Origin of the sequence: Tepidicaulis marinus (genome assembly GCF_000739695.1) — a bacterium.
GTDB classification, from domain to species: domain Bacteria; phylum Pseudomonadota; class Alphaproteobacteria; order Parvibaculales; family Parvibaculaceae; genus Tepidicaulis; species Tepidicaulis marinus.
Window position 1 is genome coordinate 253,052 of the sequence record NZ_BBIO01000003.1, and the last position, 20,404, is coordinate 273,455.

The 20,404-nt window shown below is 60.8% G+C and carries 23 protein-coding genes; 8 read left to right on the forward strand and 15 right to left on the reverse strand.

The window, feature by feature from the left end; all coding sequences use genetic code 11:
- Window positions 1-60 precede the first annotated feature (60 nt).
- The 13 genes from M2A_RS04790 to M2A_RS04850 all read right to left on the reverse strand — a co-directional run bounded on the left by M2A_RS04790 (window position 61) and on the right by M2A_RS04850 (window position 9,959).
- Window positions 61-1,002, reverse strand: coding sequence for an electron transfer flavoprotein subunit alpha/FixB family protein (locus tag M2A_RS04790; RefSeq protein ID WP_045443616.1), 942 nt, complete (start codon window positions 1,000-1,002; stop codon window positions 61-63).
- Window positions 999-1,748: an electron transfer flavoprotein subunit beta/FixA family protein gene (locus M2A_RS04795; protein WP_045443619.1), complete on the reverse strand. Its 750-nt coding sequence runs from the start codon at window positions 1,746-1,748 to the stop codon at window positions 999-1,001. Before M2A_RS04795 ends, M2A_RS04790 begins: the two co-directional genes overlap by 4 nt.
- A 349-nt stretch (window positions 1,749-2,097) precedes the next feature.
- Window positions 2,098-2,688, reverse strand: coding sequence for a cob(I)yrinic acid a,c-diamide adenosyltransferase (locus tag M2A_RS04800; protein WP_045443621.1), 591 nt, complete (start codon window positions 2,686-2,688; stop codon window positions 2,098-2,100).
- Between the two features lie 45 nt (window positions 2,689-2,733).
- Complete coding sequence (locus M2A_RS04805; RefSeq protein ID WP_045443624.1) at window positions 2,734-3,279, reverse strand: cytochrome b; 546 nt, start codon at window positions 3,277-3,279, stop codon at window positions 2,734-2,736.
- A gap of 135 nt (window positions 3,280-3,414) precedes the next feature.
- A complete protein-coding gene (locus M2A_RS04810) occupies window positions 3,415-4,302 on the reverse strand; it encodes a haloalkane dehalogenase (RefSeq protein ID WP_045443626.1) in 888 nt (295 codons plus the stop codon).
- A gap of 58 nt (window positions 4,303-4,360) precedes the next feature.
- Entirely contained in the window at window positions 4,361-4,972 is a 612-nt protein-coding gene (locus tag M2A_RS04815) for a TetR/AcrR family transcriptional regulator (RefSeq protein WP_045443851.1), read from the reverse strand.
- 85 nt (window positions 4,973-5,057) lie between these two features.
- A complete protein-coding gene (locus M2A_RS04820; protein WP_045443629.1) occupies window positions 5,058-5,246 on the reverse strand; it encodes a hypothetical protein in 189 nt (62 codons plus the stop codon).
- The gene (locus M2A_RS04825; RefSeq protein WP_045443632.1) at window positions 5,243-5,488 is read right to left on the reverse strand and encodes a helix-turn-helix domain-containing protein; all 246 of its coding nucleotides are present in this window, start codon (window positions 5,486-5,488) and stop codon (window positions 5,243-5,245) included. The genes M2A_RS04820 and M2A_RS04825 overlap by 4 nt, the downstream gene beginning before the upstream one ends.
- A 9-nt stretch (window positions 5,489-5,497) precedes the next feature.
- Complete coding sequence (locus M2A_RS04830; protein ID WP_045443635.1) at window positions 5,498-6,028, reverse strand: DUF2975 domain-containing protein; 531 nt, start codon at window positions 6,026-6,028, stop codon at window positions 5,498-5,500.
- 142 nt (window positions 6,029-6,170) lie between these two features.
- A complete protein-coding gene (locus M2A_RS04835) occupies window positions 6,171-6,716 on the reverse strand; it encodes an acyloxyacyl hydrolase (protein ID WP_158597246.1) in 546 nt (181 codons plus the stop codon).
- A 215-nt stretch (window positions 6,717-6,931) separates the two neighbouring features.
- On the reverse strand, window positions 6,932-7,123 hold the full coding sequence (locus M2A_RS04840; RefSeq protein ID WP_045443640.1) for a twin transmembrane helix small protein: 192 nt from the start codon (window positions 7,121-7,123) through the stop codon (window positions 6,932-6,934).
- A 9-nt stretch (window positions 7,124-7,132) separates the two neighbouring features.
- On the reverse strand, window positions 7,133-8,182 hold the full coding sequence (locus tag M2A_RS04845; protein ID WP_045443643.1) for an alpha/beta hydrolase: 1,050 nt from the start codon (window positions 8,180-8,182) through the stop codon (window positions 7,133-7,135).
- 112 nt (window positions 8,183-8,294) lie between these two features.
- The gene (locus M2A_RS04850; protein ID WP_045443646.1) at window positions 8,295-9,959 is read right to left on the reverse strand and encodes an acyl-CoA dehydrogenase family protein; all 1,665 of its coding nucleotides are present in this window, start codon (window positions 9,957-9,959) and stop codon (window positions 8,295-8,297) included.
- Window positions 9,960-10,182: 223 nt separating this feature from the next.
- On the opposite strand from M2A_RS04850, the gene M2A_RS04855 reads away from it, so the two are divergent.
- From M2A_RS04855 to M2A_RS04865, 3 genes are all read left to right on the forward strand, one after another.
- The gene (locus tag M2A_RS04855; protein ID WP_147446346.1) at window positions 10,183-10,608 is read left to right on the forward strand and encodes a hypothetical protein; all 426 of its coding nucleotides are present in this window, start codon (window positions 10,183-10,185) and stop codon (window positions 10,606-10,608) included.
- 71 nt (window positions 10,609-10,679) lie between these two features.
- Window positions 10,680-11,177 (forward strand): anti-virulence regulator CigR family protein, encoded by a 498-nt coding sequence (locus M2A_RS17150; RefSeq protein ID WP_052379213.1) that lies wholly within the window; start codon window positions 10,680-10,682, stop codon window positions 11,175-11,177.
- 114 nt (window positions 11,178-11,291) lie between these two features.
- The gene (locus tag M2A_RS04865) at window positions 11,292-13,280 is read left to right on the forward strand and encodes a protein meaA (protein WP_045443653.1); all 1,989 of its coding nucleotides are present in this window, start codon (window positions 11,292-11,294) and stop codon (window positions 13,278-13,280) included.
- Window positions 13,281-13,292: 12 nt separating this feature from the next.
- Here M2A_RS04865 and M2A_RS04870 read toward each other — a convergent pair whose 3' ends face one another.
- Complete coding sequence (locus M2A_RS04870) at window positions 13,293-14,753, reverse strand: KAP family P-loop NTPase fold protein (RefSeq protein ID WP_045443656.1); 1,461 nt, start codon at window positions 14,751-14,753, stop codon at window positions 13,293-13,295.
- A 192-nt stretch (window positions 14,754-14,945) separates the two neighbouring features.
- Between M2A_RS04870 and M2A_RS04875 the strand changes: the two genes are divergently transcribed.
- From M2A_RS04875 to M2A_RS04895, 5 genes are all read left to right on the forward strand, one after another.
- Window positions 14,946-15,884: an MBL fold metallo-hydrolase gene (locus M2A_RS04875; RefSeq protein WP_052379214.1), complete on the forward strand. Its 939-nt coding sequence runs from the start codon at window positions 14,946-14,948 to the stop codon at window positions 15,882-15,884.
- Between the two features lie 365 nt (window positions 15,885-16,249).
- Window positions 16,250-16,558 carry a hypothetical protein gene (locus M2A_RS04880; protein WP_045443659.1) on the forward strand — a complete coding sequence of 103 codons (309 nt, stop codon included), beginning with the start codon at window positions 16,250-16,252 and terminating at the stop codon, window positions 16,556-16,558.
- A 10-nt stretch (window positions 16,559-16,568) separates the two neighbouring features.
- Window positions 16,569-17,678: a hypothetical protein gene (locus M2A_RS04885; RefSeq protein ID WP_156101673.1), complete on the forward strand. Its 1,110-nt coding sequence runs from the start codon at window positions 16,569-16,571 to the stop codon at window positions 17,676-17,678.
- Between the two features lie 4 nt (window positions 17,679-17,682).
- On the forward strand, window positions 17,683-18,381 hold the full coding sequence (locus M2A_RS04890; protein ID WP_045443665.1) for a vWA domain-containing protein: 699 nt from the start codon (window positions 17,683-17,685) through the stop codon (window positions 18,379-18,381).
- Between the two features lie 106 nt (window positions 18,382-18,487).
- Window positions 18,488-19,429 (forward strand): AEC family transporter, encoded by a 942-nt coding sequence (locus M2A_RS04895; protein ID WP_045443667.1) that lies wholly within the window; start codon window positions 18,488-18,490, stop codon window positions 19,427-19,429.
- Here M2A_RS04895 and gluQRS read toward each other — a convergent pair.
- Window positions 19,426-20,343 carry a tRNA glutamyl-Q(34) synthetase GluQRS gene (gene gluQRS, locus M2A_RS04900; protein WP_045443669.1) on the reverse strand — a complete coding sequence of 306 codons (918 nt, stop codon included), beginning with the start codon at window positions 20,341-20,343 and terminating at the stop codon, window positions 19,426-19,428. The two genes, M2A_RS04895 and gluQRS, sit on opposite strands and share 4 nt — an antisense overlap.
- Between the last annotated feature and the right edge of the window lie 61 nt (window positions 20,344-20,404).

The following is a 20,404-nucleotide window of genomic DNA, read 5'->3' on the forward strand; positions in this document are numbered from 1 at the left end:
GCCCCCGGATATTTTCCGGCGGCGCCGCTTCATGGCATGGCTTAGGACATAAGCCCTGTCTTAAAGACCGGCTTTGCCCAGCTCTTCTTCCAGCTCCGGCACCGCCTTGAAGAGGTCGGCGACCAGGCCGTAATCGGCCACCTGGAAGATCGGCGCTTCTTCGTCCTTGTTGATGGCGACGATGACTTTGGAGTCCTTCATGCCGGCAAGGTGCTGAATGGCGCCGGAGATGCCGACGGCGATGTAAAGCTCGGGCGCGACGACCTTACCGGTCTGACCGACCTGATAATCGTTCGGCACGAAGCCTGCGTCCACAGCCGCGCGGGACGCGCCGACAGCGGCGCCGAGCTTGTCGGCGATCTTGTCGAGCATGTGGAAATTGTCGCCGGACTGCATGCCGCGGCCGCCGGAGACGATGATCTTGGCCGAGGTCAGTTCCGGACGGTCCGACTTCGTCAGTTCTTCGTTCACGAATTCGGAAAGGCCGGGATTGTCGGCTGCCGGCGCGTTTTCCACGGAAGCCGAGCCGCCTTCGCCCGCCGCCGGGAAGGCGGTGGTGCGCACGGTGATGACTTTCTTGGCGTCTTTCGACTTCACCGTCTGCATGGCGTTACCGGCATAGATCGGACGCTCGAACGTGTCCGCGGAAATGACGCCCGTGATGTCGGAAATCTGCATCACGTCGAGCAGAGCTGCGACGCGGGGCATGACGTTCTTGCCCACGGTGGTGGCCGCCGCGACGATGGCGTCGTAATTGCCGGCCAGGCTGACGATCAGAGCCGCCAGCGGTTCGGCAAGGCGGTGGCCGTACTGCGCATCTTCGACGAGCAGCACCTTGGCGGCGCCGTCGAGCTTGGCTGCTGCATCGGCAACCGCCGCGCAGCCTTCCCCGGCCACGAGCACATGTACATCCGCGCCCAGCGCTTTTGCCGCCGACATGGCTTTTGCCGTGGCATCGCCCAGCTTGGCGTTATCGTGTTCTGCGATAAGAAGGGTTGTCATCCGATCACTCCCGCTTCCTTGAGCTTCGAAACCAGTTCGCCCACCGTTTCAACCTTGATACCGGCTTCACGCTGGGGCGGTTCGGCGACTTTCTGCACTTCAAGGCGCGGCGTGATGTCGACGCCGTAATCGCCCGGCTCTTTCGTGTCGATCGGCTTCTTCTTCGCCTTCATGATGTTGGGAAGGGAAGCGTAGCGCGGCTCGTTGAGACGCAGGTCGGAGGTGACGACCGCCGGCATGGTGATCTTGATGGTCTGCAGACCGCCGTCGATCTCGCGGGTCACGGCTGCCTTGTCGCCTTCGATGTCGATTTTCGAGGCGAAGGTACCCTGCGACCAGCCCAAAAGGGCCGAGAGCATCTGACCGGTCTGGTTGCAATCGTCATCGATGGCCTGTTTGCCGACGATGATGAGATCGGGTTTTTCTTCTTCTGCCACTGCTTTGAGCAGTTTTGCCACGCCCAGCGGCTCGACCGTGTCATCGGTCTTGATCAGGATGCCCCGGTCGGCGCCCATGGCGAGCGCGGTACGGATGGTTTCCTGTGCCTGCTGCGGGCCGACGGAGACGACCACGATTTCCGTGGCTTTGCCGGCTTCTTTCAGGCGGACGGCCTCTTCGACGGAAATTTCGTCGAAGGGGTTCATGGACATTTTGACGTTAGCGAGCTCGACACCGCTCTGATCCGATTTCACCCGGATCTTCACGTTATAGTCGACCACCCGCTTGACGGGAACGAGGACTTTCATTGAGCTGAACTCCTGCGCGTTGCCAGACGCTGGTCTCGGGGTTGCCGTTTTCCCGATCAGCGGCGCGAGGCTGAAGCTCTTTCAAGCGGCTCAGGCCCTGCCATCAATCGAGGGAAACTGCGACTATACGGAGCAAAGACAAGGGTTTGTCCGTCGCTCCGCTGTTGCGGTGCGGCAACCTAGTCCGGGTGCAAGGCCCTGTCAATGAAGCGGGATAGGAGGAGGGGCGATCTTTCCGTTTCGCCCGCAAAGACCCCGTTGAGGGCGCTGCGGCAGGGTCGCGGGGGCGCGGCGGGTGCCGGTTCTGGGGCGATTTGACGCGCCTTTGCTTTCTCCTGCTTTGCCCGGCCTACCGGTTGGCGCCCGGAACCCAGAGAATATCGTCCTTGCCGCCATTATTGGCATGGCGCGCTGCGACAAAAAAGAAATCGGAGAGCCGGTTTACATATTTCAGGGCCGGGGCGCCAACCCCGTCCGGATCGCGCTCCTTCAGCGCCGTCATGATACGCTCGGCCCGGCGCGAGACGGTGCGGGCAAGGTGCAAATGGGCTGAGAGGGGGCTGCCGCCGGGCAGGATGAAGGAGTTCAGCGGCGCCATCTCCTTGTTCATGGCGTCGATCTCCCGCTCGAGGCGGGCCACCTGCTCCTCGCCGATGCGCAGCGGCTCATAGCCTTCCATCATCTCGGGCAAGGGCTCGTTGGGCGGAATGCACAAATCCGCCCCGAGGTCGAAAAGGTCGTTCTGGATGCGGCCCAGCATCCCGCCCATGCCGGGAACGGCGCCTGCATGAAGGCGGGCAAGGCCCACCACCGCGTTCAGCTCATCCGTCGTGCCATAGGTTTCGATGCGCAGATCGTGCTTGGGCAGGCGCTGGCCGGTGCCGAGCGCGGTCGTGCCTTCATCGCCCGTGCGGGTATAGATCTTGTTCAAAACGACCATGGCTCTTCCTTTCCGCTTTGCCGCCCCGGGCTGTTGCAAACCGGCTTACACCTTGGCGAAAGGCAGCATCCTTCTCAGTACCACATCTTTGCGGATGAAGTGATGATAGAGCGCGGCGGGAATGTGCAGAACCAGCAGCGCGATCAGGATCATCGCGTTCACGGCATGGGCGGTATGGAAAATACCGAAAAGCTGTTCGTTCTCTTCGATCTGCAGCGGGCCGAGGCCGAAGGGGCTTACCGGAAAACCGGCAAAGAGCGATTGGCCGATGCCCCAGATGGGCTGCAGGAAGAGAAAGAGATAAAGACTGTGATGCACGGCTTTGGAAAGCACCACCTGCCAGCGCGGCAGATCGGCGGGAAGCGCCGGTGCGGGATGTGTGAGGCGCCAGGCAAGGCGGGCCGTCATGAGAATGAGCACGGAGACGCCGAGCGAGGAATGGATGACCAGCGTTTCGATGTGTTCTTTTTCCGGCAGATCGCCCAGCGTCCAGCCGAAAATCAGCATAACAAGGACAAGCAGCGCGATCAGCCAGTGCAGCGCTTTGGCTGTGCCCGTATAGGCGCGGACGGTTCCGGTATCTTGTGACATGGTGCATCCCCTCCCAGTCTTATGTTTCAAGAGGATGCGCCGGAGGGCAGGCCGGATCAAGTCATGTCGAGGCTGAGATGCAAACGCCGCCCTTCGTGAAGAAGGGCGGCGCTGGTTTTCCTGTTTGTCCGTGCCTTAAAGATGGCTGCGCCACTGAGCAATGGCCTTGCCGATTTCATGGGGGCTATCTTCCTGAATGAAATGCGAGCCTTTGACGGTAACCTCCGTCTGGTTCTTCCAGCTGCGGCAAAACTCGCGCTGCGCGCCGATCAGAATCGCGCCGGGATCGGCATTGATGAAAAGCTTGGGCAGATCGTTTTGCGCCATCCAGTCCGCATAGGACTGAACGATTTCCACCACATCCGCCGGCTCGCCCGCCAGCGGGATCTGCCGCGGCCAGGTGAGCGTCGGGCGGCGGTCTTCGCCCGCCTTTGCAAAGGGGCGGCGGTAGACGGCCATCTCTTCTTCGGTCAGGCCGCGTAGCACGGAGCCTGGAAGCACGCGTTCGACGAAGATATTTTTCTCCAGCACCATCTCCTCACCGGCGGGTGAGCGGAAGCCTTCGAAAACCGGGCGCGCATCCGCGTTCCATTCGTCCCATGTCATGGGCCGCACGATCCCTTCCATATAGGCAATGGCTTTTACAGCGCCGCGGTGGCGGTTTGCCCAATCGAAGCCGAGCGCCGAGCCCCAATCGTGAATGACAAGGGTGAGATTGTTGCCGATACCGAGCGCCTCGATAAAGCCGTCAAGATACTCGCGGTGTTCCTTGAACGTGTAGCGGCCGGGCCCAGGGCTTTCCAGTTTCTGCGAATCGCCCATGCCGATCAGGTCAGGCGCGATGCAACGCGCCCGGTCCGTCAGATGCGGCATGACATTGCGCCAGAGATAAGAGGATGTCGGGTTGCCATGGAGAAAGAGAATGGGCTCGCCATTTGCCGGGCCAAGGTCCACATAGGCCATGGACTTGCCTTTGACGGTGACGGTGTTTTTCGGATGCTCGGCGGTGGAAATGTCGCTCATTCTTTTTCCTGTCTTTTACTGCGGGTCTTAACTGAGATCGTTATCGGAGAGCCCTGTGTCAGGCCGGTTGCTGGCGGCCATAGGTCAGGGCGGCCTCTAGAATGCGGTTGGAAAGGGCGGGGTCGTCCACGGCGCGGGCAAGGCTCATGGCCCCGACGCACAGGCTGAGAAGGCCGATGACTTCGCTCTCGCAGGAAGCTGCATCGGCGTTGCCGTCTTTGTCGCCGAGCAAGGCCGTGAGCCGGTTCAGCGTGGTTTCGATCTCATCGGCAAAGGCGCGGCGCTGGTCGGCGGTGCCATGGGCAAATTCCTGGGCGCAGGCGGCAAAGGCGCAGCCTGCCGCCGGGCGGTCGCGGTGTTTGGCGTTGAGATAGCCTTTAAGGAGGCGCGGCACGCGCTCGTGCGCGGGCGCGCTTTCTGCAGCGGCAAGCCAGCTTTCCCGGTAATTGAAGGCGGCGCGGAAGGCGGCCTCGATCAGTGCGTCCTTGTCGGGGAAATGGGAGTAGAAGGCGCCGTGGGTCAGGCCCGCGCGGGCCATGACATCGGCGACGGAAAAACCGCCGCCCCCTTCCTCGCGCAGCATGTCGGCGGCGGCGGCGAGAATCCGCTGGCGGCTTTCATCCTTGCTTTCGGCCCTTTTGCCGGACGGCTTGTGCTCTTTTGCGTTCATCTCTCCCCCTTTGAGAGAGGAGACGCTAATGGGCGCCGTTTGCCGCGTCAACATTCGCATGATGATCATCATGCGAGTTGGGGGCTTAAGGCACGCCCCGGCAGACCTGCCGCCCGACGCAATAATCCTTGTTGCTCACCGGCTTGCCGTCCTTGTCATAGGCGGTGCAGTTGGGGGCATTCTGGCAGAGATCGCGGGCGAATCTCTCGCGCGCGGCCTGGCTGCAGGCTGTCAGAAGCACGGCGGCAAGAAGAACCAGAAGCGCCGGTTTCATTCCGCCACCTCCCTGCCGAGGGGTGAAGGCGGCCCGTTGGAAGGTTCATAGACGAGGAGATCGCCCGGCTGGCAGGTAAGCGCACGGCAAATGGCCTCAAGCGTTTCAAAGCGCACACCCTTCACCTTGCCCGATTTCAAAAGCGAGAGATTGGCCTCGGTAATGCCGATCTCGCGGGCAAGCTCCTTGGAGCGCATTTTCCGGCGGGCCAGCATGACATCCAGCGTAACGGTAATGGGCATGGCAGTTCCTTAGACGAAGGCGGCGTTTTCTTCCTGAAGGCGCACGGCATCGGCCATGACCCAGGAAATGACCAAAAGCACGATGCCGGTCAGAAGCATGGTGAGCTGGGCGGAGGAAAGAGAGATGGCAAGCTCCCGCTGCCCGGCCGGATTGTCATAGGAAAGGGCGACGGAAAGCGCCGCGCCCGTCAGGATGCCCGCCGGCGTTGCCGCGACAAGCGCCCAGGCCATGTTCGTGAAGCAGCGCACGGTGGCGGGCGTGAAATAGACCCCTGCCGAATAGAAGCTGAAAAGCCGGCGCAGATTGATGAGCGCAAAGAGGGTGATGGCCAGCGGGATCAATGAGAGCCCAAGGCCGAGGCCCCGCTCCAGCGGCGTGTCGGGCCCCATGGCAAAGCCCGGACCGAAACGGGCGGGATCGGGCTCGGCGAAGACCAGCCAGAAGGCAGCAAGGCCGAGGGGGAGGGTGATCAAAAGGAAGCTGCAGGCATGTTTCGTGACGGCGCTGAGGACGGTAATGCGGCGGGTGCGGTCGGTCATAGAACTCTCCCTTGAGGTCGGGAGAAATTGTATTGAGGAAATTAATTTCTGTAAAACAATAATTTAAAATTGTGCCGCCTGACCTTCAAGCAACAAAAAACGGGGCCGAAGCCCCGTTTTCCGAAATCCATATCCGTCCGGCTTAGAAGCGGTAGCCGTAGCGGATGCCGACATTCGTCAGGCCTTCATTGTCATCGCACAGGCTTGCGTTGGAGATGTGCTCCAGCGTCAGCATCAGGCGGTGATTGTCGGTGAGGTTATAGCCGAGCGAGGCGCTTTCATGGAACGCCCAGGCGCAGCCGAGTTCGTTTTGCTGTTTTGAGGAGCCGGTTTCGCCGTCATGCAGGGCTGCGCCGAACGCGCCTTCCACGAAAAGCGGACCCCAGAAATTCCAGTCCCAGGCAAGGCCGGTATAGATGAAGCTGGTGGAATCTTCATGGGTCGCGATGGTAGCGCCGAGATGCGGGCGCGGGGAGCCGGCCCATTCCAGCCAGTCCGGAGAGGTGAAGAGCACTTCGCCGTTAATGTCGGCGCCGTCTTCATCCGTCTCGTCGCGGAACAGGGACAGTTCATGGTTCAAGACGCCGAGGCGCACTTCATCGACGATCGAATCTTCTGCGGCAAATGCTGGGACAGCGCCAAGGGTCGCAAAGAGCATGGCGCAAGCAAGGGTCTTTCTAAGGATCACGGGAGCCCCCTTCATATAAATTCACTCTGCGCTACCCCAGAACAGCGCAGCAATTCCTGATCCCATCCTATCTGAAGGAAGGGAATTGAGGAGTTAATAATGGTTACGGGAGGGGCTTGTCCAAAGCAAGTGCGGGGGAGACCGGTCGGTTTCCCGAGGGGCGTTGCCAATCTGCATCAGATTGGTTCCGGGTCATTCGCTCCGCCTGCGCTCTCTCACGCGGCCGTGAAGTAAAACGCCGCCATCAGCACGCAGATGGCCGCGAATTGCAGAGCGACTCGCCAGCGCATCAGGGTCTGGGAGCGCGAGGCGGAACCGCCGCGCATCATGTTCCAAAGCCCGGCCAGGAGAACGACCAGCACGGCGGCGAGGGAAAGGGGAATGAGATAGTCGAAAATATCTGTCATGGGTTTGATCTAGTCGAATGAGCCTGTTTGTCCAGCTTGTTCCGTTTCCCGCCCGGCCGTTGCGCGCCGGGCCGTTTCCCGATCAGCCGTTTGCCGGGTCTCATGGCCGGTCGCCGCCAGAAAAAGATCGATCTGGTGCATCGTGGCGTCGGGGTGCAGCAGATAAGCGCGCCCATGGGTGCCCCAGCGCCCGGCGGGGCCCATGGCCGGATGGTCGGCGGGCACATCCGGGGCGAGCCAGAGTTTCGTCCGTTTGTTGAGGCGGGTGAATTCTTCGGCAAAGCGGCGCTGGGTCACGGGGTCGCCCGCATCCTGGAGGATGAGGATGGGCAGGCTCACCTGCGAGGCCCGCTCCAGCGGCCGGTCGGCTTTTCCGGGAAAATCGTAGAACCGTTCCGCGGTCCAGATGGCGGGCCCCGCCATCGCCCCTGGAATGCCCGTCACCGCATAGGTGCCGGCGCGCGTTGCGCTTTCATAATCGAGCAGCGGGTCGAGCAGAATCAGCCCTTGCAAATCTTCCCTGAGCGCTTCGCCCGTCTCCTCATCGGTGAGCGCATGAATGAGCGAGGCCCCGCCCATGGAAAGGCCGAAGGCGTAAAGCGGCTTGCCGGGCAGGCGCGCTTTCAGGGCAGCAAGGCCCGCGCGCACATCGTGGCGTTCTTTCAGGCCGAGCTCGAAGCGGCCTGTACCGTCCCCATCCGACTGGCCGTGATTGCGCAGATCGATGGCAAGAATGGAAAAGCCGCGCGCGTTCATGTCCTTGTAAATGCCAAGGCCCTTGGTGGCACGCATCTCGCGCGTGCCGCCGGCACCGTGAATGGCCAGGAGCCCGGCTTGTGGATTGGCTGCAGGCATCCACCAGCCGCGCAGTTTGAGCGGGGCATCTTCCGGCTCCACCACGGCTTCTTCGAAGTCGAGGCCGACGGCGCGCGGGGTTTCGGTGATGGGCTGGCGGGCGGCGACCGCAAGCTGAGAGGGCATATAGACAAGAAAGATCCCGGCCCAGAGAAGACCGAGAAAAAGGGCCGTGCCGCTCAACACCCAGACAATTTTCCGCATGAAATGTTCCGCCCGCTACTATCCGCCAGACCCGCCCTATGCGTCAGACCTGTTTTGGCGCGAGCCTATCCCGGCGGGCAGCTTTCGAACAGGACCGATTTCAGCGCCGCGCTCAGTTCACCCCATCGAGGAGGCGGCGGGCGATGACCTGGGCCTGAATTTCCGCGGCCCCTTCGAAGATATTGAGGATGCGGGCATCGCAGAGCACGCGGCTGATCGGATATTCGAGCGCAAAGCCGTTGCCTCCGTGGATCTGCAGCGCATTGTCCGCTGCCGCCCAGGCAACGCGCGCGCCGAGCAGTTTCGCCATGCCCGCTTCCAGATCGCAGCGCCGGCCCTGATCTTTTTCGCGCGCGGCAAAATAAGTGAGCTGGCGGGCGATCAGAATTTCCGCCGCCATCAGCGCAAGTTTCGTGAAGACGCGCGGGAAGGAGAAGATCGCCTTGCCGAATTGCTGGCGCTCCTGCGCGTATTGCAGGCCGATCTCCAGCGCGCTTTGGGCAACGCCTATGGCGCGGGCGGCGGTTTGAATGCGCGCGCTCTCGAATGTCACCATAAGCTGTTTGAAGCCCTGGCCTTCCGCCCCGCCTAAAAGATTTTCCGCTTTCACCTCGAAATCGTCGAAGCCGATCTCGAATTCCTTCATGCCGCGGTAGCCGAGCACTTCAATCTCGCCGCCGCTCATGCCTTTGGCGGGGAAGGGCTCATCGTCATCGCCGCGCGGCTTTTCCGCCAGCAGCATGGACAGGCCTTTATAGCCCGGCGCGTCATTGGTGCGCGCCAGCAGCGTCATGACATCGGCGCGGGCGGCATGAGTGATCCAGGTCTTGTTGCCGGTGATCTTGTAAACGTCGCCGTCTTTCTTGCCGCGCGTGCGCAGCGAGGCAAGGTCGGAGCCGGTATTGGGTTCGGTGAAGACGGCGGTGGGCAATATCTCGCCGGAGGCGATTTTCGGCAGCCAGTGATTTTTCTGCTCCTCCGTGCCGCCGCCCAGAATGAGCTCGGCGGCGATTTCCGAGCGCGTGCCGAGTGAGCCGACGCCGATATAGCCGCGCGAAAGCTCTTCGGAGACGACGCACATGCTTTCCTTGCCAAGGCCAAGCCCGCCGAATTCTTCCGGGATGGTGAGGCCGAACACGCCAAGCTCGGACATTTCCGCAATCACGTCGAGCGGGATATAGGCATTGTCGAGATGCCATTGATGGGCATGGGGCAGCACTTTTTCATCGGCAAAGCGGCGCATCTGCTCGCGGATCTGGCTCAGCGTTTCATCGAGGCCGCTATCGCCGAAGCTCGCCGTGCCCGCCTGTTCGGCCATGAGCTGGGCAAGGCGCGCGCGCACGGCAGGCGTATTGCCTTCTACGCAAAGTGTGCGCACGTCTTTCGTATGGAAGGCGGCATGCACCTCATCTGGAATGTGAAGATCATGCGGGCGCACGATCTCCGTCTGGTTCATCTGGATGCCGCCCGAGATTTGGTTGAGATATTCCCCGGCCCCGATCTGCGCCAGAAGCTGCTCGATCTCGCCGAAGCGGCCTTCTTCTTCCATGCGCGCGGCATAGGCGTGAAGCTGGCGCAGCGCCTCTACATAAGTCGCAAGCCATGCCAAGCCGTGGCAGGCAAACTGTTCTTCATCGAGCCGGGCTCTATCCGGCTTGCCGTCCACGGCCACAAGATCGAAAACGCCTCGCCGCGCCGCCGCCAGCATTTTTTCGGCTTCTTGGCTGCCCGCTGCAAGAAGGCGGGTCAGGTCGGGCAAAATCACGGATGCGGTCATGGCAGGGCAGGCCCCATTTGCTGAAAGGAAGGACAGGTTGCCGGGTATATATCCCGCCAGGTCCCTTGCGGCAAATCGGCGGCAGGGCCGATATTCGGCTGGCCTAGCAAATGGGCCTCCCAAATAGGCCTCACAAAAACGTGGCTGGCGGTAGGGCGGGGCGGTGCCCACTTTACCCTCTGTTCAAAGGCGCTGCGGCGCCCGATTACATGAGGGGCATTGAATGAAACCACTATCTTTGTTGCTGCTGCGTCTGTCGACGGGGCTTTTGCTGTTGATCTGGGCGATCGTGCGGCTCGGCGCGACCAAGGAGGCGATCGGCGTTTCGGACAAATATTATGGCGGGCTGTTGAGCAATGAGACGCTGCAATATGTGCTGGGCACCGGCCAGACGCTGCTGGCGCTTTGCGTGATCTTGGGGCTTTTGCGCTCCATCGCTTATCCCGCGCAGTTTATTTCGCTGGCGCTCGGCGCCGCCGCGATCTGGCCGTCGCTGGTTGACCCGCTCGGCCTGATTTTTGGGCGCGAGGCGGTGAATATCCTCTTCTTCCCCTCGCTCTGCGTCGTCTCGGCGACCGTGGCGCTGATGGCGTTCAAGGATGAGGACAAATGGGCGCTCGATGTGAAGTTTTTCGGTTCGCGAAGCTAAGCATCCACCCGGGCACAAAGCGGGCGGAGCGGCGTTGATGGGGTTAGATGAACAAACTCAGGGAGTTTCCCATGACGCGCCGCACTGCCCGCCCCGGCTGCTCTGGCCGGCCTGAAAAACCCGTTTCCTTTCTGCGCGCCTTTTTCGGGCCCCGCCTTCTGCTGGCGGTTGTCCTTGGCTTTTCGGCCGGACCGGCGATGGCCAAGAGCGACAAGGCGCCGGGCCATGCAGGACCGCCCGGCCATGCCAAGCAAGGGGCCGAGGGTAGCGGCGATGTCGATCTTGGCCTTCATGCCGAAATCCGTTTCGGGGTCAATGAAACCGAGATCATCCGCGACTATTTCGGCCGCCACGGCATGACCAGCAAGCCCTTGCCGCCGGGTATCGCCAAGAATCTCGCGCGCGGCAAACCGCTGCCGCCCGGCATTGCCAAGCGCTATTTGCCGCAGGACCTCCAGCTGCGCCTGCCCGTCTATGAAGGCTATGAGCGGCTGATCGTCGGTGATGACGTGCTGCTTGTGGCGGCGGCGACGGGCATCATCGTCGATATTCTCTCCGACGTGCTCTAGGGCCACTTCTCCTTAAGAGCCCGGAAAACGCAGCGTCGCGCGGGCCGTCAGGGTTTGGCGGCGCGGGCGCGCTGTGCTATTGGCTCCGGAAACATGCCCACCCGGAGATGGCAGATGGCCGAGACGCCCTTTCAGCACGAAAAAGACCGCCCCTGGATTTTCCGCACCTATGCGGGCCATTCCACGGCCAAGGCCTCGAACGCGCTTTACCGGGAAAATCTGGCGCGGGGGCAAACGGGTCTTTCCGTCGCCTTCGATCTGCCGACCCAAACGGGCTATGACAGCGACCATGTGCTGGCGAAAGGCGAGGTCGGCAAGGTGGGGGTGCCCGTCTGCCATATCGGCGACATGCGCGCGCTTTTCGACCGGATCCCGCTCGAGCAGATGAACACCTCCATGACGATCAATGCGACGGCGGCCTGGCTCTTGGCGCTTTATATCGCGGTGGCGGACGAGCAGGGCGCGGACCGGGCAAAGCTCACCGGCACGGTGCAGAATGACATCATCAAGGAATATCTCTCGCGCGGCACTTACGTCTTCGCGCCGAAACCTTCCATGCGGCTCATCTCGGATGTGATTTCCTATACCTACCGGGAAGTGCCGAAATGGAACCCCACCAATGTCTGCTCCTATCATTTGCAGGAGGCGGGCGCGACGCCGACGCAGGAGCTCGCCTATGCGCTGGCGACCGCCATTGCGGTTCTCGATGCGGTGAAAGCGGGCGGGCAGGTGCCGGAGGCGGATTTTGCCCGCGTCGTCGGGCGCATCAGTTTCTTCGTCAATGCGGGCGTGCGTTTCGTTACCGAGATCGCGAAGATGCGCGCCTTCACCGAACTTTGGGACGAGATTTGCCGGGCGCGCTACGGCGTTGAAGATGAAAAGCTGCGCCGCTTCCGCTACGGGGTTCAGGTGAACTCGCTGGGTCTCACCGAACAGCAGCCGGAAAACAACGTTTACCGCATTCTCATCGAGATGCTGGCCGTGACCTTGTCCAAGAATGCGCGGGCCCGCGCCGTGCAGCTTCCCGCCTGGAACGAGGCGCTCGGCCTGCCGCGCCCCTGGGACCAGCAATGGTCGCTGCGCGCCCAGCAGATCCTCGCTTTCGAAACCGACCTTCTGGAATATGAAGATATTTTCGAAGGCTCCGCGGTGATGGAAAAGAAAGTCCGTGAGCTGAAAGAAGCGGCGCTTGAGGAGCTGCGCCTGATCGAGGAAATGGGCGGGGCGGTGGCCGCCGTCGAAAGCGCCTTCATGAAAGAGCGCCTCGTGCAGTCGAACGCGGCGCGCCTGGAGGCCATCGAAGAAGGCTCGCTTTCCGTTGTCGGCGTCAACAAATATGTGGAAACCGCGATTTCCCCGCTGACGGCAGGCGAAGGCGCGATCTTGACGGTGGAAGAAGGTGTGGAGGCTGAACAGGTCGCCGCGCTCAAAGCCTGGCGGGAGGCGCGCGATGCGGGCGCGGTGAAAGCCGCGCTCGATGATTTGCGCGCCGCGGCGAAAGAAGGCCGCAATATCATGGAGCCCTCCATTGCCTGCGCGAAAGCGGGCGTGACGACGGGCGAATGGGGCGACGTCTTGCGCTCGGTTTTCGGTGAATACCACGCCCCGACCGGCGTTTCCAAAGCCGCGCGCAACGATGCGGGCGGGCTTGACGGACTGCGCGCGGCGGTGGATGCGGTTTCGGCGAAACTCGGGCGGCGGCTCAAATTTCTCGTCGGCAAGCCCGGCCTCGACGGGCATTCCAACGGCGCCGAGCAGATTGCCGTGCGCGCGCGCGATGCAGGCATGGATATCGTTTATGAAGGCATCCGCTTGACGCCGGAGCAGATCGTTGCCTCCGCGCGCGACGGCGATGTGCATGTGGTCGGGCTCTCGATCCTTTCGGGCTCCCATGTGCCGCTTGTTGCCGATGTCATGACGCGGATGCGCGCGGCGGGTCTCGATCATATCCCGGTCATTGTTGGCGGCATCATTCCGGCCGAAGACGAAGCGCGCCTGCGCGAGGCAGGCGTTGCCGCCGTCTATACGCCCAAGGATTTCGACCTCAACAAGATCATGGCCGATGTCGTCACCCTCGTGGACCCGGACGAGCGGGCGGCGTGATCCCTTCTTGCGTCAGCGAGTTTGATGCAGAGAAGTTTGAAATGAGTTTTGGATGGCTGCAAGCCAAGTTTGAGTTTGAGGGTCCACCGTTTTCCGAAAGGCGCGTTCCAGGAACATTCGGTATTCCCTTGCATCGTTCTCCATCTCTAACATTTTTTCGATTTCGTCACTGCGCTGATCGCTGGTTGATGCCAACTCCTTACTTAGTGTCGCGCTCAATGTGGGATCACGGTCAAAATCGTTTTGGGTGAGTGCAAAAATTATCTGCCTCATGAATTTCAATGTCCCAAAGTGATCTTCCTTTAAGTTCTCTGTTTTGTTGTCGAAGTATCGAAGAAAATGTTCGGCAGAAATCTCTGCGTTGGCAAGTTTCTCGAAGTTGCCATTTTCACTAACTCTCAAGAAGCAATAAACGCCGAATACATCTCCTAGGTGCGGTTGTCTTATGTTCAACACGCGTAGCGACAGGCTGATATTGGAAATTTCTTGTTCCAAACTTCTGAGTGATGTGTTTTCCGCGATTGCGCCCGTGCTGCAAAATTCGATGAAGTTTGAAAAGTCTCGTTCGTGGTGGATTACTTCTTGCATACTCAATTGGCGGCACGTGTGAAGAACAAAGTCCGCACCTTTTTGTGAGGGGAGTGTTGTGCGCCAGTCTATAAACTTCCGGAGATATGCATCGGTATCGAGTTTTTCACTATAGACAGAGGCAATACAGCCCGCTAAGTGCGTCTTGTCATATGCTATGACAAAAACGAGGCCTTCGACGCTGAAGAAGTGTTTAATGCATTCCAGCATTTCGATGGCGTAGTCGGGTCGGCATCTGTCAAGCTCGTCGATGATCACAACAAACTTGTGATCTTGTGAGATTTCTTCTCTAGATCTGTTAACTAGCTCAGAAAGCTTGTTTCTAAATTCCTTTATCGAGTTTACTGCTTTCGAATGTTGTGCAATTTCCTCTCTGGCTATCGCTTCTACCAATTCGGCTGATTGCGCGGATACAGAATTGGTAAGATTGTCTCCGACCAGCTTCTTAAGATCAGCGAAATCGAATAATCCGCTCGTTGCGATCCGCAGGGCAACAGGCAGACCTTTTTGGTAAAGATGGACACCCGCAGCTTTGCTAAGATCACTGACTCTTTTTTTCAATGTTGTGTCGGAAGTCTTTTTGAGTGTGTGTTCAAACTCCGCTACGAATGCTACTAGTGGACTGTCTGAGAAATCAGTGGCCCAAGCGTCTATGTATATTGCGGTGTGTTCTTTTAATAAGAGGTCTTTTCTCCAGCGGCTCAAAAAGTATGATTTTCCCGAGCCGTATGGTGCCTCAATACCAATTACAAACGGCTGGTTTGTTGACTCAACAAGACGCGTCAATTGATCCGCGAATTTCTTTCGGTCGAGCCGGTCAGAAGACCAGTGATTGCCTTCCTCGTCTTGTGGTGGCTGGGTTTTTCTAAGTATGGGTTCTGACATGGCATTTGTGACCTCGATGATTTTCCAATTTCACTATTCGGCGAGTCGTTGAAGCGGTCAATTTTGTTGTGGGCTCCGGGTTATAGGTTCCGCTACCGGAATGTTCGGGTTCGGTTCGCCTCACGCTTTCGTTGATTGCTGGTGAAGTGCCGCCGCTTCAGGCTGTCTCCTCGCAAATTGCAGGAGGATGGTATGAGCGCAGCCGGGAAATTGTTTGAAATCAGCCGTAGGAAGCTTGCCGCACTTTTGTTTGGGTTTGCTGCGCTGGCCGGTGCCGGAGCGCTTCCCGCTCACGCGCAAGACCTGCCGGAGGTCGAAACCGTCAAACTGACGGACACGCTTTACATGCTGATCGGGCAGGGCGGGAATATCGGTGTTTCCGCCGGGCCGGACGGGGTTTATCTCATCGACGATCAGTTTGCGCCGATGACGCCGGCCATTCTGGAAGCGGTGCGCGCGATTTCTTCCGGGCCTATCCGTCTGGTGGTCAACACCCATTGGCATGGCGACCATACGGGCGGGAACGAGAATCTGGGCAAGGAAGGCGCGCTCATCTTCGCACATGAGAATGTCCGCTCCCGGATGGAGAAGGGGCAGGAGATCACCGCCTTCGAGCGCCCGGCGCCGCCTGCGCCGAAAGCCGCCTTGCCGCATCTGACCTATAATGACCGCTCGGCCATTCACCTGAACGGGGAAGAAGCGCAGCTTATTCATGTGCACGGCGCGCATACGGATGGCGACACGTTCATCCATTGGCCGCGCTCGAATGTGGTGCATACGGGCGATCTTTTCTTCAACGGCTTTTATCCGGTGATCGATGCCTGGTCGGGCGGCGGCATTGACGGGGTGATCGCCGCGCTTGGCGATGTGCTGGCGAAAACGAATGAGGAAACGCGCTTCATGCCGGGCCATGGGGCCCTTGCCACGCGCACCGATCTCATCGCCTTCCGCGAGATGCTGAAAACCGCCTCCGCCAGCGCCCATGGCGCGCGGGGTAAGGGTCTTTCCTATGCGGATTGGGTGGCCTCCAAGCCCTTCGCCGCGCTCGATGCGGAATGGGGCGACGGGTTTTTGAAAGCCGAGCAGTTCGCCCGCATGGTCTGGGCGGGGATCGAAAAGCAGGGCGAATAGGCGCCGTACCCTCGAAATTACCGCCGGGCTTTCCTGCCTGTTTGACCGCCTGCGCGGCGGGCAAATGCCGCCTTTGCGGGCAGATTGGTGTGTCTGGAGCCCGGTGCGGCATGGCGATCTGCAAAAAGATCACATTTCAGCCGCATTTCAGGACTGGTTTCGTCATATTGATTGCGCAAAAGTAAAGAGCTTCCGGTCTTGTGCGGCGTTACCGGAAGCAAGGCTTTCAGGCGCATCGACAGGCGCGGTGAAAGCGGGCCGGGGGGCCGAAACGCTGATGTGCCGCCCGCCCTTCACATGCAGACCGGCGTTCGCGCCGGAGACGAGCCCGCCCTCCCGCGCGGGCAGCAAGGAAGAGGTGAGACATGGCGCAGGCAAGCCGATCCTATTCATCCGCCGGAAAAGCCGCAGGTGCCGGGCGCACGCTCGATGCCGCTTATGATTATGGCCGCAACGGCGAACCGCTTCCCGACATTCACATCTATGCCTCGCTCACCGCGCTCGATGAGGCCTATATGAGCGAGCTGCACGGGCTGCGCGCGCGCCAGGAAGTGCTGGAGCAGGAAATCGTGGGGCTCGCCAAACGCCTTGCCGCGCCGCTCGAGGATGAGCATCCGAAGACGGGCGGGTTTTGGGACCGCTTCCGCCGCTCTTCCACCAAAAAACAGGCGTGAGGAGGGCGAGATGAGATTTCAGATGAATTCCCTTATCAGCGACGGCACCCGCGCGCAGATCCAGAACAATTACATTGCAAGCGAGCGCCAGGCGCGCTTCCGCCCCTTCTATATGGGCGCGGTCGTTCTGGCGGTGCTGGTGACCTGCGGCGCGCTTTTCGTCGATTACGCCATCGTCACGGAGTTCTGGACGCGCGCTCTTGCCAATGAGTTTCTGGAACTGCCGGGCACGCTGGCAACCTCCGTCACGTTCAAATCGCTGCAAGTGCTCTTCGCCACGATCGCCGCGCATATTCTCATCGAACATATGTCGGGCTTCGGGCGCGGCATTTTCGTGCGCGTCGTTTTTCTGCTCGCGCTCTTGATGCTGGGCGGCGTCGGCTTTCTTCTGGCCATGATGTCGCTGCCGAACGGGCTTGCGGAAGTGGGTGCGGGCGGCTCCGGCGGCTCGCTCGGCGGGGCCCTGGCCGAGCTCGGGCTTGAAACGGACGCAACGCGCGGGGCGGAAGCCGCCGCCGGTTCCGTTGCCACGGTGCGCGGTTATCAGCCGATTTTCTGGATGACCTCGCTCGGCGTGATCTTTCTGGTGGTCACGGGCGTTGCGGCCATGTGTCTTCACTTCGCGCTCAACAATCTGCGCCGGCTTTTCCTGACGCGGGATTTCGTGCAGCGCAAGCGTGACATGGCCCGCCTTGCCCAATTGGAAGAAGAATATGCGGAAAGCCGCGAGCGCCTCTCCGAAATGGAAGGCACCGAAAACCGCCGCCATGCGCTTTGGGCCGGGCTAATGCGCGAGTGCCAGGCTTATGAACAGGGCCTGTCGGAATCGCGCCGCCGCCTTGCTTCCACGCAAAAGGCGCTGCCTGCCCCGCGCTGGGGCCGCAAAGGGAAAGCGGACGCGCAGCCCGCGCCCGCCCCGCAGCTTGCCGAAAAGTCGCATACGGTCACCCGCTACGAAGAAGCCTTCCGGGCCTGGTGGGATAAATATTCGCGCCATGCCATGCAGGCCGGGCGCGTCACACAGGAGGGCCTGCGGGAACCCGCCGGTGACATTCTGCCTCCCTTTCGCGGTCCGCGGGAGGTTCCGGCTCCGGGTGGTTACAAGCGTGCGGCGGAATAGGCCGATGCGGGGACTGGCACTCCTTGGCGCGTTTTTCTTCGGTGCGTCTCTCATGGGCGCACCGGGCGCCGCGCTCGCCGTCGATGCGGGGCGCACCGAGGCGGACGGCGCGCGGCAAATCCTGGTCGGGCTCGATCTTTCCAAATCCAATCCCTTGATCACCGATGCAGGTTATGCAGCGCGCGTTGCCGCCCGGCTGGGTGAAGAGCTGGATGCCCTGCCTTTGCGCTCGCGCGTCATGGTGCGCACGTTCGGCGTTTACGATGCCTCGTCCAATCATTTGAAAATCGATCAGGTGATTTCCGCGCGCGCCCGGCCTGAAGATGTCGCCGAGGGCATTCAAACGCTCGTTGCCAATCTTCCCGCGCTTGTCAAAGAGGGCAAGCTCGAGGCGCAGATGAAAACCAACATCGTGCCCTTTCTCGACACGATGGCGCAGGTCGTCGATTGCAAGGCCATGCCCACCACCGTGGTGCTGCTTACCGACGGGGCGGAAGATTCCGATTATGGCAAGCTGACGAAATGGGGCGGTAAGCTCCCTGTCCCGCAAGAGGCGCATTACGAAGGCTGCGAGGAACTTGTGATCCTCGGCCTCGGGCAAGGCTTCAACAGCCCGAAAACGACGGCGCGCTTCCGCACCGCCTGGCAGGCTTATGCGGAAGGGGCGGGCTTTAAAAGCTTCACCGGGCTCTATGACTGGTAGGCGCCTCACCTGCATTGGTCCTCTTCCTCCGATTTGACCATATGAGCCCGCGCCGCTAGGGTCCGCGCCGTTGCGGGGCCTCTCCCGCTTCTTTGCGGGTGATCAAATGGAAGCGGGTATCCATCTCGTTCTGCCGATCTTCGGTGTGATCGGCGTCGGCCTTCTGGCGGCCAGATTCGGCATACTTTCCGACAAGGCGATCGACGGCATCGACAAATATGCCTTCACCTTCGCGCTGCCCGCGCTGCTCTTCCGTGCGCTCGCCAATACCGAGCTTCCCGCCGAACTGCCTTGGGGGCTCTGGCTTTCCTATTATGGCGGCGTGCTTATCGTCTGGGCGCTTTGCGGGGCGGCGGCCTTTCTGTTTTTGCGCCGCTCGCCCGCCGACAGCGTGATCGTCGGTTTCGGCGGCGGGTTTTCCAACACCGTGATGCTCGGCATTCCCATTATTCTCACAGCTTATGGGGAAGAGGCGGGCGTGCCGCTTTTCTTTATCCTTGCCTTTCACGGGCTGACCATTTTCACCATCGCGACGTTTTTGCTGGAAACGACGAAGCCGCGCGGCGGTAAGCGCCTGGCGCCGCGTGCGATTTTGGGCGAGAGCCTGAAAGGCATGGTGACGAACCCCGTCATCGTCGCGCTGGCTTTGGGGATTACCTACGGCCAGCTCGGGCTCGGCATTCCGGGTCCCGCCGACACGGCTTTGGAAATGTTCGCCCGCACGGGCATTCCTTGCGCGCTCTTCTCGCTCGGGGCGACATTGACACGTTATGAGATCAAGCGCTCGGTCGGCACCGCGGCGACGATTTCCTTCTTCAAGCTCGCGGTGCATCCGCTCATCGTCTTCGTGCTATCGTTCTACGTTTTCGGGCTCTCCCCGCTTTGGGTGAAGGTCGCAACGACCATGGCGGCCATGCCGACGGGGGTTTTCTCTTTCGTGCTTGCCTCACGCTATCAGGCGGCGCCGGGGGCGGCCTCTTCCGCCGTCGTGCTGGCAACGGCGCTCAGCCTCGTTACCTTGACGGTGATGCTGAATATTTTTCTTTAAGCCCGTTCGGCCTCATTGAGACCGACCATGGCGCGGATGTCCTGAGGGCTGAGCCCTTCGCTGCGCAACTCCCGTATCCCCATATCCTTGGCGGTCTTGGAAAGCCGCCGCCCGGTTTCATCGCGGATAAGCGGGTGATGGCGGTAGATGGGTTCGGGCAGATCGAGCAGCACCTGCAAGAGCCGGTGGATATGGGTCATATAGAAAAGATCTTGGCCCCGGCTGATATGGGTCACGCCTTGCGCGGCGTCATCGACGCAGACGGCTATGTGATAAGAGGTCGGCACGTCCTTGCGGGCGATAATGGTGTCGCCGTAAAGCTCGGGCTCAATGGCAAGGCGGCCGGTTTCCCCGCGGGGGCCTGCGCCGTCTTCCTGAAAGGTGATGGGGCCGCCCTGTTTTTCTTCCGCCAGGGTCTTCGCCTTTTCGATGTCGAGGCGCCAAGCGTAGCTCACCCCTTCCCACATCAGCCGGCTGAGCTCACGCGGCGGCAGGTCCTTGTAAAGGCCGGGGTAAAGCGGCGCGCCGTCGGGGTCGCGCGGCCAGCGGTCGAGGCCGATGCCCGATTCTTCGATGGCGCCGATGATTTCCTTGCGGGTGGCAAAGCAGGGATAGACAGTGCCGAGCGCGCGCAGTTTTTTCAGCGCCGCTTCATAGGCTTCAAAGCGGGTGGATTGGCGCAGGACCGGCTCTTCCCAGGTCAGGCCGAGCCAGGCGAGATCCTCGAAAATCGCCTCTTCATATTCCGGCCGGCAGCGGCCCGTGTCGATATCCTCGATCCTGAGGAGAAAGCGCCCGCCCGCCTCTCTTGCCGCTTCGGCCCCAACCAGCGCAGAATAGGCATGGCCCAAATGCAGGTAGCCATTGGGGCTCGGGGCGAAACGGAAGACGGGCGGGGAGGGGCGATCGCTCATTATTTTTCGGGCTTCTTGGCTTTTGACCAATTCTCGCTATTTCACAAGAGTGTTGCACAAG

Excerpts from the sequence above, each read along its gene's own strand:
- M2A_RS04790 (WP_045443616.1), bottom strand. The coding sequence starts at position 1,002 with ATGACAACCCTTCTTATCGCAGAACACGATAACGCCAAGCTGGGCGAT.
- M2A_RS04795 (WP_045443619.1), bottom strand. The coding sequence starts at position 1,748 with ATGAAAGTCCTCGTTCCCGTCAAGCGGGTGGTCGACTATAACGTGAAG.
- M2A_RS04800 (WP_045443621.1), bottom strand. The coding sequence starts at position 2,688 with ATGGTCGTTTTGAACAAGATCTATACCCGCACGGGCGATGAAGGCACG.
- M2A_RS04805 (WP_045443624.1), bottom strand. The coding sequence starts at position 3,279 with ATGTCACAAGATACCGGAACCGTCCGCGCCTATACGGGCACAGCCAAA.
- M2A_RS04810 (WP_045443626.1), bottom strand. The coding sequence starts at position 4,302 with ATGAGCGACATTTCCACCGCCGAGCATCCGAAAAACACCGTCACCGTC.
- M2A_RS04815 (WP_045443851.1), bottom strand. The coding sequence starts at position 4,972 with ATGAACGCAAAAGAGCACAAGCCGTCCGGCAAAAGGGCCGAAAGCAAG.
- M2A_RS04820 (WP_045443629.1), bottom strand. The coding sequence starts at position 5,246 with ATGAAACCGGCGCTTCTGGTTCTTCTTGCCGCCGTGCTTCTGACAGCC.
- M2A_RS04825 (WP_045443632.1), bottom strand. The coding sequence starts at position 5,488 with ATGCCCATTACCGTTACGCTGGATGTCATGCTGGCCCGCCGGAAAATG.
- M2A_RS04830 (WP_045443635.1), bottom strand. The coding sequence starts at position 6,028 with ATGACCGACCGCACCCGCCGCATTACCGTCCTCAGCGCCGTCACGAAA.
- M2A_RS04840 (WP_045443640.1), bottom strand. The coding sequence starts at position 7,123 with ATGACAGATATTTTCGACTATCTCATTCCCCTTTCCCTCGCCGCCGTG.
- M2A_RS04845 (WP_045443643.1), bottom strand. The coding sequence starts at position 8,182 with ATGCGGAAAATTGTCTGGGTGTTGAGCGGCACGGCCCTTTTTCTCGGT.
- M2A_RS04850 (WP_045443646.1), bottom strand. The coding sequence starts at position 9,959 with ATGACCGCATCCGTGATTTTGCCCGACCTGACCCGCCTTCTTGCAGCG.
- M2A_RS04855 (WP_147446346.1), top strand. The coding sequence starts at position 10,183 with ATGAAACCACTATCTTTGTTGCTGCTGCGTCTGTCGACGGGGCTTTTG.
- M2A_RS17150 (WP_052379213.1), top strand. The coding sequence starts at position 10,680 with ATGACGCGCCGCACTGCCCGCCCCGGCTGCTCTGGCCGGCCTGAAAAA.
- M2A_RS04865 (WP_045443653.1), top strand. The coding sequence starts at position 11,292 with ATGGCCGAGACGCCCTTTCAGCACGAAAAAGACCGCCCCTGGATTTTC.
- M2A_RS04870 (WP_045443656.1), bottom strand. The coding sequence starts at position 14,753 with ATGTCAGAACCCATACTTAGAAAAACCCAGCCACCACAAGACGAGGAA.
- M2A_RS04875 (WP_052379214.1), top strand. The coding sequence starts at position 14,946 with ATGAGCGCAGCCGGGAAATTGTTTGAAATCAGCCGTAGGAAGCTTGCC.
- M2A_RS04880 (WP_045443659.1), top strand. The coding sequence starts at position 16,250 with ATGGCGCAGGCAAGCCGATCCTATTCATCCGCCGGAAAAGCCGCAGGT.
- M2A_RS04885 (WP_156101673.1), top strand. The coding sequence starts at position 16,569 with ATGAGATTTCAGATGAATTCCCTTATCAGCGACGGCACCCGCGCGCAG.
- M2A_RS04890 (WP_045443665.1), top strand. The coding sequence starts at position 17,683 with ATGCGGGGACTGGCACTCCTTGGCGCGTTTTTCTTCGGTGCGTCTCTC.
- M2A_RS04895 (WP_045443667.1), top strand. The coding sequence starts at position 18,488 with ATGGAAGCGGGTATCCATCTCGTTCTGCCGATCTTCGGTGTGATCGGC.
- gluQRS (WP_045443669.1), bottom strand. The coding sequence starts at position 20,343 with ATGAGCGATCGCCCCTCCCCGCCCGTCTTCCGTTTCGCCCCGAGCCCC.